The sequence below is a fragment of the Pseudomonas sp. MM213 genome (genome assembly GCF_020423045.1).
GTDB classification, from domain to species: domain Bacteria; phylum Pseudomonadota; class Gammaproteobacteria; order Pseudomonadales; family Pseudomonadaceae; genus Aquipseudomonas; species Aquipseudomonas migulae.
In genome coordinates this window covers 5,009,163-5,025,982 of the sequence record NZ_CP081943.1, presented here as the reverse complement: position 1 = coordinate 5,025,982, position 16,820 = coordinate 5,009,163, and the positions used below count along the sequence as shown (strand labels likewise).

12 protein-coding genes and 1 pseudogene are annotated in these 16,820 nt (G+C 60.8%); 3 read left to right on the top strand and 10 right to left on the bottom strand.

The window, feature by feature from the left end; translation table 11 throughout:
• Nucleotides 1-11: 11 nt before the first annotated feature.
• From K5R88_RS22985 to hutC, 4 genes are all read right to left on the bottom strand, one after another.
• Complete coding sequence (locus tag K5R88_RS22985) at nt 12-1,481, bottom strand: purine-cytosine permease family protein (RefSeq protein ID WP_223452978.1); 1,470 nt, start codon at nt 1,479-1,481, stop codon at nt 12-14.
• 159 nt (nt 1,482-1,640) lie between these two features.
• The gene (hutU, locus tag K5R88_RS22980) at nt 1,641-3,329 is read right to left on the bottom strand and encodes a urocanate hydratase (protein WP_192226835.1); all 1,689 of its coding nucleotides are present in this window, start codon (nt 3,327-3,329) and stop codon (nt 1,641-1,643) included.
• A gap of 444 nt (nt 3,330-3,773) precedes the next feature.
• On the bottom strand, nt 3,774-4,343 hold the full coding sequence (locus tag K5R88_RS22975; protein ID WP_226298416.1) for a HutD/Ves family protein: 570 nt from the start codon (nt 4,341-4,343) through the stop codon (nt 3,774-3,776).
• The gene (hutC, locus tag K5R88_RS22970) at nt 4,340-5,050 is read right to left on the bottom strand and encodes a histidine utilization repressor (protein ID WP_172435301.1); all 711 of its coding nucleotides are present in this window, start codon (nt 5,048-5,050) and stop codon (nt 4,340-4,342) included. Before hutC ends, K5R88_RS22975 begins: the two co-directional genes overlap by 4 nt.
• A gap of 146 nt (nt 5,051-5,196) precedes the next feature.
• Here hutC and K5R88_RS22965 point away from each other — a divergent pair, with 146 nt between their 5' ends.
• Nucleotides 5,197-6,561 (top strand): formimidoylglutamate deiminase, encoded by a 1,365-nt coding sequence (locus K5R88_RS22965; protein WP_008036578.1) that lies wholly within the window; start codon nt 5,197-5,199, stop codon nt 6,559-6,561.
• Between the two features lie 105 nt (nt 6,562-6,666).
• On the opposite strand, the gene K5R88_RS22960 is transcribed toward K5R88_RS22965, so the two are convergent.
• Together K5R88_RS22960 and K5R88_RS22955 are read right to left on the bottom strand one after the other, a co-directional pair.
• A complete protein-coding gene (locus K5R88_RS22960) occupies nt 6,667-7,236 on the bottom strand; it encodes a lipocalin family protein (protein ID WP_192417185.1) in 570 nt (189 codons plus the stop codon).
• A gap of 31 nt (nt 7,237-7,267) precedes the next feature.
• Entirely contained in the window at nt 7,268-7,522 is a 255-nt protein-coding gene (locus tag K5R88_RS22955) for a hypothetical protein (RefSeq protein ID WP_008028040.1), read from the bottom strand.
• A 282-nt stretch (nt 7,523-7,804) separates the two neighbouring features.
• On the opposite strand from K5R88_RS22955, the pseudogene K5R88_RS31050 reads away from it, so the two are divergent.
• Together K5R88_RS31050 and K5R88_RS31045 are read left to right on the top strand one after the other, a co-directional pair.
• Nucleotides 7,805-8,839: pseudogene (locus K5R88_RS31050) on the top strand (HAMP domain-containing protein); the annotation flags it as partial.
• Between the two features lie 93 nt (nt 8,840-8,932).
• The gene (locus K5R88_RS31045) at nt 8,933-9,697 is read left to right on the top strand and encodes a methyl-accepting chemotaxis protein (protein WP_371927683.1); all 765 of its coding nucleotides are present in this window, start codon (nt 8,933-8,935) and stop codon (nt 9,695-9,697) included.
• A gap of 117 nt (nt 9,698-9,814) precedes the next feature.
• Here the strand turns inward: K5R88_RS31045 and K5R88_RS22945 are convergent, their stop codons facing one another.
• From K5R88_RS22945 to K5R88_RS22930, 4 genes are all read right to left on the bottom strand, one after another.
• Nucleotides 9,815-10,417: a DUF924 family protein gene (locus K5R88_RS22945; RefSeq protein ID WP_226298415.1), complete on the bottom strand. Its 603-nt coding sequence runs from the start codon at nt 10,415-10,417 to the stop codon at nt 9,815-9,817.
• 2 nt (nt 10,418-10,419) lie between these two features.
• Nucleotides 10,420-11,430, bottom strand: a complete 1,011-nt coding sequence (locus tag K5R88_RS22940) for a class 1 fructose-bisphosphatase (RefSeq protein WP_008040991.1) — start codon at nt 11,428-11,430, stop codon at nt 10,420-10,422.
• A 266-nt stretch (nt 11,431-11,696) separates the two neighbouring features.
• Complete coding sequence (locus K5R88_RS22935; protein ID WP_226298414.1) at nt 11,697-13,070, bottom strand: DUF3999 domain-containing protein; 1,374 nt, start codon at nt 13,068-13,070, stop codon at nt 11,697-11,699.
• Nucleotides 13,067-16,660, bottom strand: coding sequence for a DUF2339 domain-containing protein (locus K5R88_RS22930; protein WP_226298413.1), 3,594 nt, complete (start codon nt 16,658-16,660; stop codon nt 13,067-13,069). The genes K5R88_RS22935 and K5R88_RS22930 overlap by 4 nt, the downstream gene beginning before the upstream one ends.
• Between the last annotated feature and the right edge of the window lie 160 nt (nt 16,661-16,820).

The window sequence follows — 16,820 nt, the reverse complement described above, 5'->3', positions numbered from 1 at the left end:
TCCACGTCCAATCAGGCCTGCGCCGCAGCGCGACCGACATTCAGCTTTTGTTCGGTAATAACGTCCCGCTCGACCGGCAGGATCAGTTGATCGGGCACTGTGCCGTGCCATTTTTTTGCACACACGTAATACAGGGCGGCGGGAACCACCAGGCCGATGATCCAGGAGATATCCACATCACCCAGAGCGGCCACCAGCGGACCTGTATAGAACTTGCTGGAGATGAACGGCAGCTGCACCAGCACACCGAAAACATAGACGCTGATACCCAGAACGTTCCAACGACCGTAACGACCGTTCGGATCGGACAGCGCCGGCACGTCATAGCGCTCGCGGGTGATGCAGTAGTAGTCCACCAGGTTGATCGCGCTCCATGGGGTAAAGAACGCCAGCAAGAACAGGATGAAGGACTTGAACGCACCGAGGAACGAGTGCTGGCCGAGCAACGCCATCAGGGTCGCCGCACCCACGATGACCAGCACAAACAGCAGACGCTGCAAGCGCGTTACTTTCAGGTCACCACGGAAACCGCTGATGATGGTCGCGATGCACATGAAGCTGCCGTAGGAGTTCAGCGTGGAGATGGTGACCTTGCCGAACGCGATGCTGAAGTACAGCAGCGCAGCGGTGGCACCGGTACCACCCAGACCCACGATGTAGGCCACTTCGTGACCGGCGAATTGCCCATTGGCCGAAGCGGCGGCAAACACGCCGAGGATCATCGCCACCTGCGCGCCAATGACCGAACCTGCACCCGCGGCGAAAAAGGTTTTCACCGAGGAAGTCTTGCTCGGCAAGTAGCGTGAATAGTCAGCCACGTAAGGACCAAAGGCGATCTGCCAGGACGCCGCGAGCGACACCGCCAGCAGGAAGCTGCTCCAGCTGAAGTGGCGGATTTGCAGGAGTGCGCCAACGTCAGTCTGGCTCATCAAACGGCTGAACAGGTAAACGAAGGCAATCACACCAATGACGCTGGCAATACGGCCAATCCAGTGGATCACCCGATACCCCAGCACCGTGACCAGCACGATGACACTGGCGAAGATGAGGATACCGACGGTGTCACTGACGCCAAACAACTGGCCCAGCGCCTGGCCGGACAGCACGGTACCCGTTGCGGTGAAGCCCAGGTACATCAGGCACACCAGCACGATCGGGATCGCCGCGCCATAAACGCCAAACTGCACACGGCTGGAGATCATCTGCGGCAGGCCAAGCTTGGGCCCTTGCGCAGCGTGCAGCGCCATCACCCCGCCGCCGAGCAGTTGACCGATCAACAGACCGATCAACGACCAGAACACGTCACCGCCCAGCACCACGGCCAGGGCCCCGGTGACAATCGCGGTGATTTGCAGGTTGGCACCCATCCACAGCGTGAACTGGCTGAACAGACGACCGTGTCTTTCCGCTTCCGGGATGTAGTCGATCGAACGTTTCTCGATCAACGGTTTGCTGCCTGCACGATCGTTGTTAACAGCCATGATTCAACCTCTGTGGATTGTTCTTCCGGGTTGGTATATCCCCCTGTAGGAGCGAGCGGTGCGGCGATCCGACTTGCCCGCGAACCGCGGTGGGTCAGTAAAGACGCCTTCGCGGGCAAGCCTCGCTCCTACAGGTTTTGCGTAGTGCCTAAGGCTGTTTTATTTACCGGTAATCATCGGCAGGTTCAGCCCTTGTTCCTTGGCGCAGTCGATCGCGATCTGGTAACCCGCATCGGCGTGACGCATAACGCCTGTGGCCGGGTCGTTGTGCAGAACGCGGGCAATACGCTCGGCCGCTTCGTCAGTACCGTCGCAGACAATCACCATGCCGGAATGCTGGGAGAAGCCCATGCCGACGCCGCCGCCGTGATGCAGGGAAACCCAGGTCGCGCCGCTCGCGGTGTTGAGCAGGGCGTTGAGCAGTGGCCAGTCGGACACGGCATCGGAACCGTCTTGCATCGATTCGGTTTCGCGGTTCGGGCTCGACACCGAACCGGAGTCCAGGTGGTCGCGGCCGATCACGATTGGCGCGGACAATTCACCGCTGCGTACCATTTCGTTGAACGCCAGGCCAAGCTTGGCGCGCAGGCCCAGGCCAACCCAGCAGATACGCGCCGGCAGACCCTGGAAGCTGATGCGCTCGCGCGCCATGTCCAGCCAGTTGTGCAGGTGGGCGTCGTCCGGGATCAGTTCTTTGACCTTGGCGTCGGTTTTGTAGATGTCTTCGGCGTTGCCCGACAGTGCAGCCCAACGGAACGGGCCGATACCACGGCAGAACAGCGGACGGATGTAAGCTGGTACGAAGCCTGGGAAGTCGAATGCGTTTTCCACGCCTTCTTCCTGGGCCATCTGACGGATGTTGTTGCCGTAGTCGAAAGTCGGGATGCCCATTTTCTGGAAATCCAGCATCGCTTTAACGTGCACGGCCATCGATTGCTTGGCGGCTTTCACCACGGCAGCAGGCTCGGTCTTGGCACGAGCGCGGTACTCTTCCCAGGTCCAGCCGGCCGGCAGGTAACCGTTGAGCGGGTCGTGGGCGCTGGTCTGGTCGGTGACCATGTCCGGACGCACACCGCGGCGGACCAGTTCCGGCAGGATTTCAGCAGCGTTACCCAGCAGGGCGATGGAAATCGCTTTGCCTTCCTTGGTGTATTTCTCGATGCGGGCCAGAGCGTCGTCGAGGTCTTTGGCTTGCTCGTCGACGTAGCGGCTGTTCAAACGGAAGTCGATGCTGACCTGTTGGCATTCGATGTTCAGCGAGCAAGCGCCGGCCAGGGTTGCAGCCAGAGGTTGAGCGCCGCCCATGCCGCCCAGGCCTGCGGTCAGGACCCAACGACCTTTGAGGTCATCGTTGTAGTGTTGGCGACCGGCTTCGACGAAGGTTTCGTAGGTGCCTTGAACGATGCCCTGGCTACCGATGTAGATCCAGCTGCCGGCGGTCATCTGGCCGTACATGGCCAGGCCTTTGGCGTCGAGTTCGTTGAAGTGTTCCCAGCTCGCCCAGTGTGGCACCAGGTTGGAGTTGGCAATCAGTACGCGTGGAGCGTTGCTGTGGGTCTTGAACACGCCGACCGGCTTGCCGGATTGCACCAGCAGGGTCTCGTCTTCGTTCAGGTTGGTCAGGCTTTCGACAATTTTGTCGTAGCATTCCCAGTTACGCGCCGCACGACCGATACCACCGTAAACCACCAGCTCTTTAGGGTTCTCGGCGACTTCCGGGTCGAGGTTGTTCATCAGCATGCGCAGCGGCGCTTCGGTCAGCCAGCTCTTGGCGGTCAGCTTATTACCGCGGGCGGCACGGATTTCAACGTCACGAAACTTAGTAGGTTTCTGGGTATTGTCAGTCACGAAAAAGACTCCTCAGCGATCAATTCAAACCAACCCTGGCGGTGGGTAAGCCAGCCTGTGCGCGTCAACGCGACACAAGCGAATCAGTGGACGCTGCGGAGAGTCTCGATCGACTCATACGCATACGTCTTTACTTGTACATACAAGCATATGCAATCAAGCGGCCAACTTGTTTGATGGGTGTTCAAGAAAAGTTTTTGGAAGGCTGGAAGCCCCCTGGATCAAGGGTTTTGGAGAAGATGAAATTTTTCGGGAGGATTTTGCGGAGGGGAGGACTGTTGTTACTTGAGCGTGGTTTTGCGCCACGCTGGGGCGTTCGGTAACAAGTTGGTGCGCGATGGGAAACGCGTTCAAGTAGCGAAAAGCTTCGCGGGCAAGCCTCGCTCCTACAGGGGATCTGCGGTCCACTGTAGGAGCGAGGCTTGCCCGCGAAAGGATTTTGGATCAGCGTGCAGTCAGCTCGACCACACAGCATGGGCCTTTACTGGAGACTTCCAGCAGGCCGTTATTACCGTCGAGTTGCAGGCAGTCATGGCGACCCAATTGCTGGGTGTTGTTACCGACCTGCAATTCCAGCGCCTCGCCGACACTGAACACCAACACCGTGCCCGCCGAACTGAAAAACCGATGTTCGCCATCCAGCCACTGCAACCGTGCGCTGTAACGCTGCGGCGCATAAATCAGGTTGAAGTCGCGAATCGGCCCGCCAAGCAGAGTGCACGACACCTGGCTCTCGCCACTGAACGCAAACGGTTCCAGCGGTAACAACGGATGCGTGTCCTGGCCATCGACGCGCAAGGTCATGCCGTCGCCTTGCAGCACGGTGATCACCCGCTCATAGCCAGTGAACGTCGAAAAGCCGCCCGACTCACCAATATCGGCAATCGACAGGCGCCAGCCGAAACCATCCAGGCCAGTACCCGCATCACGGGTGATTTCTTCAGTGCTGCCGCCGCCGTTTTTCCACGGCATGCGCGGGTAATCAACGGCACGTAAAACCTTTATCTGACTCATTTATGAAACCGACCTTCCAGACGATGACGGGAACCAGGGTGGATCAAACGGGCGGCGGTCACTGGCTGACGGCCAGACCAGGTGCGGCGACGAATCAGCAGGCACGGCTCGCCTTTCTCAATCTGCAGCAACTTGCACTCGCTGGCCTCGGCCAGAATCGCCTCGACCACATGCTCGCCTTCGGTCAGCGGCGCGACCTGGTTCAGATAGGCGTAAGGCGTTTGCAGGGTGAAGTCCTGCTTGAGGTAGTCCGGGGCGACCAGCGCGTTGACGAAACGGTCTTCGATTTGCACCGGAATATCGTTTTCGAAATGCACGATCAGCGAGTGGAAGACTTTTTGACCTTCACGCATGTCCAGCGCCAGGGCGCGCTCGGAACCGGCGGCCTCTTCTTCAAGGGTAATGACCTTGCAGGTATGGCGATGGCCACGGGAGGCGATTTCGTCGGCGATGTTGTGCACTTCGAACAGCGCGGACTGGCTTTTCGGTTCGGCGACGAACGTGCCGACGCCTTGCATACGCACCAACAGACCGTCGGCAGTCATCTCGCGCAGCGCGCGGTTGATGGTCATGCGGCTGAAACCGAGTTGGCTGACCAGCTCGCTTTCCGACGGAACGCGGTAGTGCGGCGGCCAGTTTCCACTGTCGATTTGCTGGGTGATCATCTGTTTGACGCGGGCGTACAAGGGCGCCGGACTGTCGCCCATGTTCGCGGCCAACGGTGACACTGCAGGCGGAGTCGGCACGGTTAATCCTTGTTCGTTGAAGAGAGGTTGCTAGCTTGCCGGAGTTTACCGGGCAGGCAAACGTCTGTATATGTATATACAAATAACACACGATGGGGTGCTGAACCATGTCCGCCTTCTTTGCCGAACGCGCGCTGCTGCCTAGTGGATGGGCCAACAATGTACGTCTTGAGGTCAGCGCCGACGGCGTTTTGACCCATATCCAGGCCGATTCCCACGCAGATGGTGCCGAACGGCTAAGCGGTCCGCTGCTGCCAGGCATGCCGAATCTGCACTCACACGCGTTCCAGCGAGCGATGGCCGGGCTGGCGGAAGTGGCCGGTAATCCGAACGACAGTTTCTGGACCTGGCGCGATTTGATGTACCGTCTCGTCGGAAAAATCAGCCCGGATCAACTCGGCGTGATCGCCCGGCAGCTGTACATCGAAATGCTCAAGGCCGGTTACACCTCGGTGGCGGAATTTCATTACGTGCACCACGACACAAGCGGCCAACCCTATGCAGATCCGGCCGAACTGGCGCTACGCATCAGCCAGGCGGCCAGTTCCGCCGGTATCGGTTTGACCCTGCTGCCGGTGCTCTACAGCCATTCCGGTTTCGGCGGCCAGACGCCGAACGACGGCCAGCGTCGCTTTATCAACAGCACTGAAAACTACCTCAAGCTCCAGTCGCGCTTGCAGCCGATCCTGGCGCAGCAACCGGCGCAATCGCTGGGTCTGTGTTTCCACTCGTTGCGTGCGGTAACACCGCAGCAGATCAGCGAAGTGCTGGCGGCCAGCGACAAGCAGTGCCCGGTGCACATTCACATCGCCGAGCAGCAGAAGGAAGTCGACGACTGCCTGAGCTGGAGCGGTCGCCGTCCGCTGCAATGGCTGTACGAAAATACCGAAGTCGACCAACGCTGGTGCCTGGTCCACGCGACCCACGCCAACCCGGAAGAAGTCACGCTGATGGCCAAGAGTCGCGCCATTGCCGGTTTGTGCCTGACCACCGAAGCCAACCTCGGCGACGGGATTTTCCCGGCGGTGGACTTCCTCGCTCAAGGCGGGCGCATGGGCATCGGTTCTGACAGCCATGTGTCGCTGAGCGTGGTGGAAGAATTGCGTTGGCTGGAATACGGCCAGCGCCTGCGCGATCAGCGGCGTAACCGGTTGTATGGCGCGGACCAGCCGATGGTCGGCCGTACGCTGTACGACGCGGCACTCGACGGCGGCGCGCAGGCGATGGGGCAGCCGATCGGTGCACTGGAAGTTGGCAAACGGGCAGATTGGCTGGTGCTGGACGGCAACGATCCGTACCTGGCGACCGCCAGTGGTGACGGGATTCTCAATCGTTGGTTGTTTGCCGGCGGCGATCGCCAGGTGCGCGATGTGCTGGTCAATGGCCAGTGGGTTGTGCGCGATGGGCGACATGCCGCAGAAGAAGAAAGTAATCGCGCGTTCACCCAAGTCCTGCGCGATCTTTTGGGTTAACACAAACCCCTGTAGGAGCCGGCTTGCTGGCGATGGTGTGTCAGCTACATTGAAGTCGACTGACACTCCATCGCCAGCAAGCCGGCTCCTACAAAGGGTGCGTAATCAATTCGAGGTCTTGGCCATCTGCGTATCCGTCGCACGCCAGATCAGCCGCGTGGTGTCATACCCCTGCTGACGCGCCTTGCTCAGCAGTTCTTCGCGCACTACACCGTTGACCGTCGGGGTTCGCGACAGCAGCCACAGATAGCGGCGGCTCGGGTCGCCGACGATCGCAGTCTTGTAGTCGTCGCTGACGAACAACACCCAGTACTCGCCCTTCGCCACGCCCGGTATCAACCGCGAAAACCAGGTATCGAACTCGACCCACAACTTGTCGGTCTTGCCCGGCACCTGTGGATAAGCCGTGCCCTTGGCCTCTTCCCATTGCCAATCCGCCGTCAGGCAGCGATTCAGCACCAGGATGTTACCGTCCGGCTTGAGCGTGTAATGCGCTTCGGATTGCGCACAGTTGCGCTGGAAATACATCGGCAGACGCGCCAACTCGTACCAGGTCCCTTGGTACTTCTTGAGATTGACGCTGTTGACCGTTTTCGGCGCCAACGGATTTTCACCAGAAGTGGCGCAGCCGGCCAATACCAGGCTGGCAAAAAGGAGGATCAATAACCGCTTCATTGTTTTTCTCCCGAGGGCATATCGCCCCGGTTTACTTCAGGCCTTGGCCGGAAAACATCAACACTTTGTCACCGGCGTACTGCACGCTGATAAAGCTGTTCTTGTCGCCCCAGGTGCAACTGGACATGCCGAGCGCGCCCGCGCAGTCGGTAGGTTTGCCCAGCAAGGTTTCCACCTCGGCCTTGGCCATGCCTGTCGACAACTTGGAGTAGTTTTCCTGATTGATTTTGCCGCACGCGGCCAGCAACACGCAGAACGAAAGCAGGGCGATGGAACGCAGCGACATTGTGTAGCTCCTGGGACAAAGGGGAATGGCATGACAGCCAAGCTGAAGCTTAGAAGAGAAAACCCCTGTCTGGTTCCCTGACCGAGCGCCTATTTATCGGGCCGCTCGTCTGCCTTTTGCCGAAAAATCAGCCACTTTCTCGTGTTGTTGAGCATTTCGTCGGTTTTGACAGAATTCGCCTAATCTTTGGCGCCGCTCAGTCGACATAAAAGCAGCGCAAAGCCCGTTCCTGTGGCAAATTGACGCCCCTTGTCGACCAGCACCTCCGCGGTAGTTCATTTAATGACCAGAAACATGAAGTTCAGCCACAAAATCTTGTTGGCTGCTGCCCTCGTGGTGGCCGTTGCATTCGCCTGTTTCATCCTCTTCAACGACTACCGCCAGCGCCAGACCTTGCGCAGCAGTACCGAATCGTCGATGCAGGAACTCGGCAGCCTGACCACCAGCAACATTCAAACCTGGCTGGAAAGCCGCATCCAGCTGTTGCAATCGTTGTCCCAACAGATCGCCGTGGACGGCAGCGCCCAGGCCAGCCTCAAGCGCGCCATCGACCTGCCGGCCTACACCAGCAATTTCCAGCTGAGCTACTTCGGCGGCACTGACGGCGTGATGTTCTCGGTTCCGGCCGGCAATCGCGCCGCCGATTACGACCCTCGCGCACGTGGCTGGTACAAGGCGGCCAACGGCGCGCAACAGACCATCGTCACCGAACCGTACATCGCTGCGTCCTCCGGCAAACTGGTGATCACCGTGGCCACACCGGTGAAGCATCAGAACCAGATGATCGGCGTCGCCGGCGCCGACATTGACCTGTCCAGCGTCAGCGCGATCATCAACTCGCTGAACTTCGGCGGTCACGGCCATGCGTTTATCGTCAGCGCCGACGGCAAGATCCTGATCCACCCGGACAGCAAACTGGTGCTCAAGAACCTCGCCGAGGCCTACCCGAACGGCGCGCCGCAAGTCAGCCCGGGCATGAAAGAGGTCGAGATCGACGGCAAACGCCAGTTCATCTCCTTCACCCACGTCAACGGCGTGCCGTCGGCGGATTGGTATGTGGCGCTGGTGCTGGATCAGGACACCGCGTTCTCGATGCTCAGCGAATTCCGCACCTCGGCGATCATCGCCATGGTTATCGCCGTAGTGATCATCATCGCGCTGCTGGGCATGCTGATCAGTTTCCTGATGCAGCCGCTGCTGACCATGGGCCGCGCCATGCATGACATCGCCGAAGGTGAAGGCGACCTGACCAAGCGCCTGACCATTCACGGCCACGACGAATTCGGCGCGCTGGGTACTTCGTTCAACCGCTTTGTCGAGCGTATTCACACCTCGATCCGCGAAGTGTCCTCGGCCACCGGCCAGGTCAACGAAGTCGCCCTGCGCGTTGTCGCCGCGTCCAACTCGTCGATGTTCAACTCCGATCAGCAAGCCTCGCGCACCAGCAGCGTGGCCGCCGCCATCAATGAACTGGGCGCAGCCGCTCAGGAAATCGCCCAGAACGCCGCCCTCGCCTCGCAGCATTCCAGCGATGCACGCGCCTTGGCCGAAGACGGTCAGCAAGTGGTGGATAAAACCATCGCGGCGATGCAGCAGCTCTCGGCGAAGATCAGCGATTCGTGCGGCAACATTGAGACGCTCAACAGCAACACGGTGAACATTGGGCAGATTCTGGAAGTGATCACCAGCATCTCGCAGCAGACCAACCTGTTGGCGCTGAACGCCGCCATCGAAGCCGCCCGTGCCGGTGAAGCCGGGCGCGGTTTTGCCGTGGTCGCAGACGAAGTGCGCAACCTCGCCCACCGCACCCAGGACTCGGCGCAGCAAGTGCAGAAGATGATCGAGGAACTGCAAGTCGGTGCCCGTGAAGCGGTGAGCACCATGACCGACAGCCAGCGTCAGAGTGAAAGCAGCGTTGGGATCGCCAATCAGGCGGGCGAGCGTCTGGGTAGCGTGACACAGCGGATTGGCGAGATCGACGGGATGAACCAGTCCGTGGCCACGGCGACGGAGGAGCAGACTGCGGTGGTGGAGTCGATCAATGTCGACATTACCGAGATCAACACGCTGAATCAGGAAGGGGTGGAGAACCTGCAGGCGACGTTGCGGGCGTGTTCCGATCTGGAGCAGCAGGCGGCGCGTCTTAAGCAGTTGGTCGGTAGCTTCAGGATTTAAGGCGCTCTTGCGGGCCTCATCGCGAGCAGGCTCGCTCCCACAGTGGATCTCCAGCGTTACGAAGATCCATGTGGGAGCGAGCCTGCTCGCGATGACGGCATCAGCCGCAATGAAAATTTAGAACCTTGAGCCAGGCTGCGAAAGAAACGCCAACTCCTCCGCCGTAGACTCCCTTCCCAACACCGCATTGCGATGCGGAAACCGTCCAAACCGCGCAATCACCTGCTGGTGCTTCTCGGCGTAGCCCAGATAATTGCTAAAGAGTTTCCGGTCGCCCTCTGGCTGTTGCGCCACCAGATCGATATAGCGTGAGACGGCCTCATTCTGCACCGCCAGATTCTCGCAGTGCTCGAACACCAGATAGATGAACACCCGCTGAATCGGCCGCAACTGTCGATCAAAATCCGCAGCAATGCCTTGCGCCACCAGTGCCTGAGCCCTGAGATCGCCGGAAAAGGATTTGGGTGTTTCGCGAAAGATCATTCGCGGTAGTTGATCGAGCAGCAGCACCAAGGCCAGCCAACCTTCCGGGCGTTGCGCCCAGTCAGTCAATCCGCCGGCCAGTGCCTGCTCGACCCAGTCCCCGAAACGCGTCTGCGCTTCGAGGTCCTGGCTGTCGTGCTTGCCGAACCATAACCTGCCCTTCTCAGCCGCTACTTCGTTCGGCGATTCGGAATTTCCGAACCACCATTCGAGCAACGGCTGCCAGGGCGCAGTCATGTTTATTCCTTGTGGTAAGCCGTGACGCGTGCGACTTCTTCTTTCGAACCGAGGAACACCGCTACGCGCTGGTGCAGGCCTTCCGGTTGAATGTCGAGGATGCGCTGGTGGCCGTCGGTGGACGCGCCGCCCGCCTGTTCAACCAGGAACGACATCGGGTTGGCTTCGTACATCAAACGCAGTTTGCCCGGCTTCGATGGCTCACGGCTGTCGCGTGGGTACATGAACAGACCGCCACGGGTCAGGATGCGGTGCACGTCGGCAACCATCGCGGCAACCCAGCGCATGTTGTAGTTCTTTTTCAACGGGCCTTCATCGCCAGCCAGCAATTCGCTGACGTAACGCTGTACCGGAGCTTCCCAGTGACGCTGGTTGGAGGCGTTGATCGCGAATTCCTGAGTAGACTCAGGGATCGTGATGTCTTCGTGGGTCAGTACGAAGCTGCCCATTTCACGGTCCAGGGTGAAGCCTTTGACGCCATTGCCCAGGGTCAGTACCAGCATGGTCTGTGGGCCGTAGATCGCGTAACCGGCGGCAACCTGCTGAGCGCCTGGCTGCAGGAAGGCCTTTTCGTTCAAAGGCTCGTTCTGGGTCAGGTATTCGTTCGGGCAACGCAGCACCGAGAAGATCGTACCGACCGGCGCGTTGATGTCGATGTTCGACGAACCGTCCAGCGGGTCGAATACCAGCAGGTACGCGCCTTTCGGGTATTTGCCCGGGATCTGGTAGGCATTGTCCATTTCTTCGGACGCCATGCCGGCCAGGTGACCGCCCCATTCGTTGGCTTCGAGCAGGATGTCGTTGGACATCACGTCCAGCTTCTTCTGCACTTCACCTTGGACGTTTTCAGTGCCCATGCTGCCCAGAACACCACCCAGGGCGCCTTTGGAGACGGCGTGGCTGATTTCTTTACAGGCGCGCGCCACCACTTCGATCAGGAAACGCAGATCGGCAGGGGTGTTGTTGCTACGTGTCTGCTCAATCAAATAGCGACTCAGGGTAACGCGGGACATGGAAGGCTCCGGTGGAATGGGGGGCTAAAAACCCGCGCAGTTTAACGCGAGTCGGGGCGTATTTCCTCCTATCAGACGTGATACGTCCAACAGAGTTCATGTGCCGGGTTTAGCGTAGATCGAAACAGACTAAGGAATGGCGCCAGATTCGGTATTTTTGGGGGTGATAGATGACGCCTTCGCGGGCAAGCCTCGCTCCTACAGGTAGTGCGCAAATTCTGTAGGAGCGAGGCTTGCCCGCGAATGGCGCGTAGCGCCAGCCTTTCTCAGGAATTGGCCGGAGGTTTACGCAACAAGCTGAACGCCATCGCCGCCAAAAACAGAACACCCAGCAACAACACCGCCCACAACCCGAATTTCTTCCAGTTAGGTTCAGCCTGTGCAACGGATGTGAGTGTGGACGTCGGCGTCTCCACCACCCCGCCCGACACCGTAGCCTTGCCCAACGCCGCCCACTTCGCCGCGCTGTAATCCGGAATCAACGTTGCCAGCGGCAGGTTCGCCGCTTTCACCGTCGCACTGCCCAGCGCCAGCGTATAAGGCCCGGCGCCGCGCGCCAGGAACACCAGTTGCGTCGAACGTACAGCAAAACGTACCGTCGGCGCCTCGGCGCCCAAGCCACCGCCGCGCTCGTCCACCGTCAACTTCAACTGCTGCACGGTTTGCCCCGGCAACTGCAATTCGTTCTGCACCACGTCCTGGCCACTCTGGGTCAGGCGATAGAGCAAACCACTGCTCAACGGCTGCCACGGCAGGCTGCTTTCCCGACGACCGGACAACGTCACCGGCGCCAGGCTGTTCGGCTGATTCAGCTCGACCTGCACGCGCTCGACGTTCAACCCCATCGGCAATTGCCAGGTGTATTCACCCGCCTTCACGCTGGCGCCCGCTAACGGTTGCGACCAGACCAATGGCAGCGGCAGGCTGCGCGTGCTGGCGCTTTGCAGTTGCGCCGAGGTCAATATCGGCGCCGATTGCGGCGTGTTCCACAACAAGCGCAGATAACGCGCTGATTGTCCCGGCAAGCCGACCTCATGCTGCTCGACCCGCTCGTCGGCAAACGTCAGCCGCGCCACCTGCCCGTCACCCCACGACTGCCAATGCTGCAAATCGTCGCTGGCTTCGATGCTGAAACGCTGGAAGCCATCGCGCTCACTGGTCCAGTCGAGGATCAATTGCTGCAACGGCGCCTTGATGCCGCTGGCGTCGAGCAGCCAGCCGCTCAGCACTTCTTCGCCCACCTCCAGCTGACTCGACGGCTGCACTTCGACCAGCGTGCCATTGGCGCTCGATTGCACCCGCACACTCGGCGCGCGCTCGGTGGCGTCCGCCGAGTTGTACAACGGGAACCATTTCACGTCGGTCAGGGTGGGGGTTTCGCCGGTTTTCGCGGTCTCCCGCGCCACGGCGTAGGCCTGAGCCTCACCGGCCGCGTTGAACACGCGCACATCGCTGAGGTCGGTTTGTCGCGCATTCAGCTGCACGGCCAAGGGCAATTCGAGGCGATACCACGGACCTTCGCCGCTCACGGTCAACAGCACTTGCGTGGCGAAGTCCGCCGGTTTTTCCTGCGCGTTGGCCGACAGCGCCACGCCCAACGCAACAACGCCCAACCAGACCAGGTTCAGCTTCTGACTCAAGACGACACTCCTTCGGTTTCCGGGGCCGGTTTTTCAGATTCCGGCGCAGCATCGACGCGCTTGGGCGGCAACGGGGCGAAATAGCCCACCACCAACAGCAACACGCCAACACCGATAAACGAGACGATCCGGGCGAGTCCGCCACGGTTACTCAATTCGACAAAGAACAGTTTCGCGACCACCACGCCGATCAGCGCCGCGCCAATCAGCCAGACTTCGCGACGATGCCGCAGATGGCCGCCGATCATCAGACTCAACGCCATCAAGGTCCAGACGATCGACAGACCGGCCTGCACCAACATCGATTCGAGCAAGTCATCCAGTTCGAACGGCACGCCGCCCCAATGGTGCGCCGTGCGCATCACCAGCGCGGTGAAAAAAGCGAACAGCGAGACGCCGGCGACCAGTTGCGTGGCGTGATCAAAGATGTCCTTGCGGATCGCCAGTTGCGTCACTGCGCTGCGCGCCCAGACATAAACCCCGAACAGCGCAAACAGCAGGCCCAATTCCAGCGGATTGATCAGCGGCACGTAAGGCAATGGCTCGGCGGTGCCGTCGCTGACGATGTTCGCCAGCCAGAACCAGCCGAGCATCAGCACCGCCAGAGGCGCCGCCGCGTACACGCGGTATTCCCGCGAGTAAGCCGACACCGGCCAAGGCCAGTGGCGTGGCGCAGCCATCAGCACCAGGTACAGGCTCGGCAGAATCGCCCAACCCAACCAGCGCCAGGCGTTGTACTGCTCGGACAGCAACAGCAAGCCGTAGCGTAACTCCAGCGCCAGCACCCCGATCAACAGCCAGCAGCCGAGCACGTGAGCGGTGCTCAAAGCCCGCTCGGGGAGCATCGGCGCCAGACGTCGCAACGAGATGAAATGCACGACGAACACCGCCGCCCAGACGAGCCAGCCGAAGTCGGCCGCCGGGTGGTAACGCGCGTGCCATGCCCCAAGCAATACCACACCCGCCGCAGGGATCAGCAAGGTGCAGAGCAAACCCAGCGACGGCCATTTCAGGCGCAACGCCAACACGGCCCACAGCGCGACGCTCAGCGCCGCGACTGCCAGCAACAACGTCGCCTGAAGATTCACCGGTGCAAAGCGCAGCACTTCACTGATCCACGCCAGCGCCCACCAACCCGCGCCCCACACCAGCAGCACTTCGGACAAACGCTGCAAACTCAGAACTTCGAACGCCGATGCATGGTTGCCGAGTTGCAAGCGCCAGGCGCCGACCAATGCCGCCAGCCCCAGCACCAACGGCGTCCAGAATCCGCTATGCGCCAATGGTTTCAGCCCTTCGCTGGCCAGCGGCCCCAGCAGGTCCGGCCCGGCGAACAGGAACGCCGCCCCGCCAATCACCTGCAACAGCAGACCGAAGACGAAACTCACGCGCTGCTTCAGATAAAGGCTCAGCCAGATAATGAACAGACCACTGGCCGCCCACACCGCACTTGCGGTTTGCCACGGCAGCACGAACAGAACAGCGAGGTTGATCAGCACCAGACCGGCTAGCAACACCACCGACAAACCGCGCAACAGCCGAACATCGCCGCGCACCATGTCATCGCGCGCAGCCAGCAACATACCGGCGATCAACGCCAGGCCGATCAGCGATGCGCTGAGCAAACCGCTCCAACCCGCGCTGAACACCGCGCCAGACTCACCGCTCGCACCTTGCAGGCGCAGCAGGAACAACGCGCCGCCCAGCAATTGCACAGCGAACGCGGTGAAGAGGAAGGTGCGCGATTGCAGACGCAGACCGACAAACAACGTCGCCAGACCGGCCAGCGCCCAACTGATCGCCGTGCCGTGGGTAAAGAAGAACAGCGGCGCCAGCAGATAGAGGAAGGTCAAACCGAGGCAGGCCAGCACCGGCAAGCCTTTGCGCTCCCACGCCAATGACTGCTCAGGCAAGGCGTTGCGCAATTGGTAGAAACTGAACAGCAGCGCCACGCCGAGCATCAACGCGCCCAGCGGCGCACCTTCCAGCAAGCTGCTTTCGCCGAACCGCAGCTCACTGAGGAACGCCAGCGCCGAGCCCAGTTGCAGCAGCAATGCAAAGGCGCGCGCCAGCGGTCGTTGCTGACGCAATCCGAGCCAGAAAATCCCGGCGCCTTCCACCGCCCAAGCGGCCGCTGTCCAGCGCGCATCAAGCCCCAACGGGATCGCCAGGCTGGCGAAGATCACGCCCAACGCCAGACAGGTTTCCGCCAGCAACAACGCTCGGCCACCCATCAGCAAACGGGCCAGGCCCATGTAAATCATGCCCAGCGCCAATGCACTGAAAGCGGCAGCGAACTCCAGATGCTGGACCAGCGCGAACTGCAAACCGAAACCTACCAGCGGCGGGCCGAACAGCATCGTGCCGTCGACGTAGTCACCTTTGCGCGCCGACCAGTGCAGCAGCGCCTCGCGACTGTCGTCCTCGGGCGCGTCGCTCATTTCCAGCAACTTGCGTCGTGCAAACAGTAGCCCGATGGCCAGGTACATCAGGAAAAACACAATCAGGAACGGCTCGGTGCTCCACAGCAGCTCCGGCGTGTAGGAGCGCAGGCCCCAGGCGAAACCGATGCCGAAGGTGCCGACAAAGCCGATCAGGTTGAGCAGCCGCCAGGCCTTGAACCAGGCGATGGCGAGAATGCCGGCGTTGAGCAAGGCGAAATAGCTGAACAGCGCGACATGGTTGCCGGCGCCGGTGGACGTCAGGATCGGCGCGGCGAAACCGCCCAACGCGGCGGCGCACGCCAGTGCCAGCGAGTCTTGAGTGATGGCCAGAATGGCCGAGAACACCGTCACCGCCACCAGCAGCCCGAGCGCCGCCGTCGGATCAAGCAGCGGATGCAAACGCATGGCCGCGAACACCGTCAGGTACAACACGGCGATCCCGGTGCCTTGCAGCATCAACGCATAGTTAGTGTTGCGATGACGCAGCCACCAGCCCAGACCGAGCAGGGCCAACGCAGCCGCCGCCACCCCGGCGTAACGCAGTTCGATCGGCACCACCATGCCTTCGGTGGCATAACGCAGCAGAAACGCCAGACCGAGGAACAACAGCACCACACCGACCCGCAGCACGGTATTGCCACCGAACAGCCAGTTACGGGCACCGCTGATGGCGCGCTCAATGAAGTTAGGGCCACGCGGGACGGCGGGTTCGCGGGCAACCGGCTCGGGCTTCCAGGCATCGTCGGGCAGCGGACGGCTGGTTTGCGTCGCTGTCGCGGTGATCGGTTCGAGTTCGGGCGGGAGTTCCCAGACCATCTCCGGGGTCGAGACAGGGACTTCTTCGAGAATGAATACAGGGGACGGGGCCGGTTCGCTGGCAAGCGGTTCCTCGGCAAGCGGTTCGCTGGTTTCAGGCGCCTTGACGCCAGACACCTCCAGCGTGGCCAGGCGTTGCTGGACCGCATTCAGTGCGACCTGCGCCTGCTCCAGCAAAACGCGCTGTTCAGCCGCCTGCGAACCCAAACGGCCGATGCGAATGGCCTGGCCGATACCCAACCCGAGTAACGCCCCCAACAGCGCGTCGCTGAACGACTCGTCGAGTATCCAGCCCAGCACCAGCCCAATCAGCATGAACATCCATTGCATGGTCGATATCCCTAAGCGGCCCATTGCCTTGCGGTGTCTGCGCTGATGCTTTCGCGGCAAAGCCTCGCTCCTACAGGTTATGCGTAAATCCTGTAGGAGCGAGGCTTGCCCGCGAAGATGCCCGCAAGGACATCACTGAAACATCTGGCAAACTGGTGCT

What these genes read in the sequence shown, in the direction of transcription:
- K5R88_RS22940 (WP_008040991.1), bottom strand. Translation starts at nt 11,430, where the DNA reads ATGTCCCGCGTTACCCTGAGTCGCTATTTGATTGAGCAGACACGTAGC.
- K5R88_RS22975 (WP_226298416.1), bottom strand. Translation starts at nt 4,343, where the DNA reads ATGAGTCAGATAAAGGTTTTACGTGCCGTTGATTACCCGCGCATGCCG.
- K5R88_RS22985 (WP_223452978.1), bottom strand. Translation starts at nt 1,481, where the DNA reads ATGGCTGTTAACAACGATCGTGCAGGCAGCAAACCGTTGATCGAGAAA.
- K5R88_RS22955 (WP_008028040.1), bottom strand. Translation starts at nt 7,522, where the DNA reads ATGTCGCTGCGTTCCATCGCCCTGCTTTCGTTCTGCGTGTTGCTGGCC.
- K5R88_RS22930 (WP_226298413.1), bottom strand. Translation starts at nt 16,660, where the DNA reads ATGCAATGGATGTTCATGCTGATTGGGCTGGTGCTGGGCTGGATACTC.
- K5R88_RS31045 (WP_371927683.1), top strand. Translation starts at nt 8,933, where the DNA reads ATGTTCAACTCCGATCAGCAAGCCTCGCGCACCAGCAGCGTGGCCGCC.
- K5R88_RS22945 (WP_226298415.1), bottom strand. Translation starts at nt 10,417, where the DNA reads ATGACTGCGCCCTGGCAGCCGTTGCTCGAATGGTGGTTCGGAAATTCC.
- K5R88_RS22960 (WP_192417185.1), bottom strand. Translation starts at nt 7,236, where the DNA reads ATGAAGCGGTTATTGATCCTCCTTTTTGCCAGCCTGGTATTGGCCGGC.
- K5R88_RS22965 (WP_008036578.1), top strand. Translation starts at nt 5,197, where the DNA reads ATGTCCGCCTTCTTTGCCGAACGCGCGCTGCTGCCTAGTGGATGGGCC.
- hutC (WP_172435301.1), bottom strand. Translation starts at nt 5,050, where the DNA reads ATGGGCGACAGTCCGGCGCCCTTGTACGCCCGCGTCAAACAGATGATC.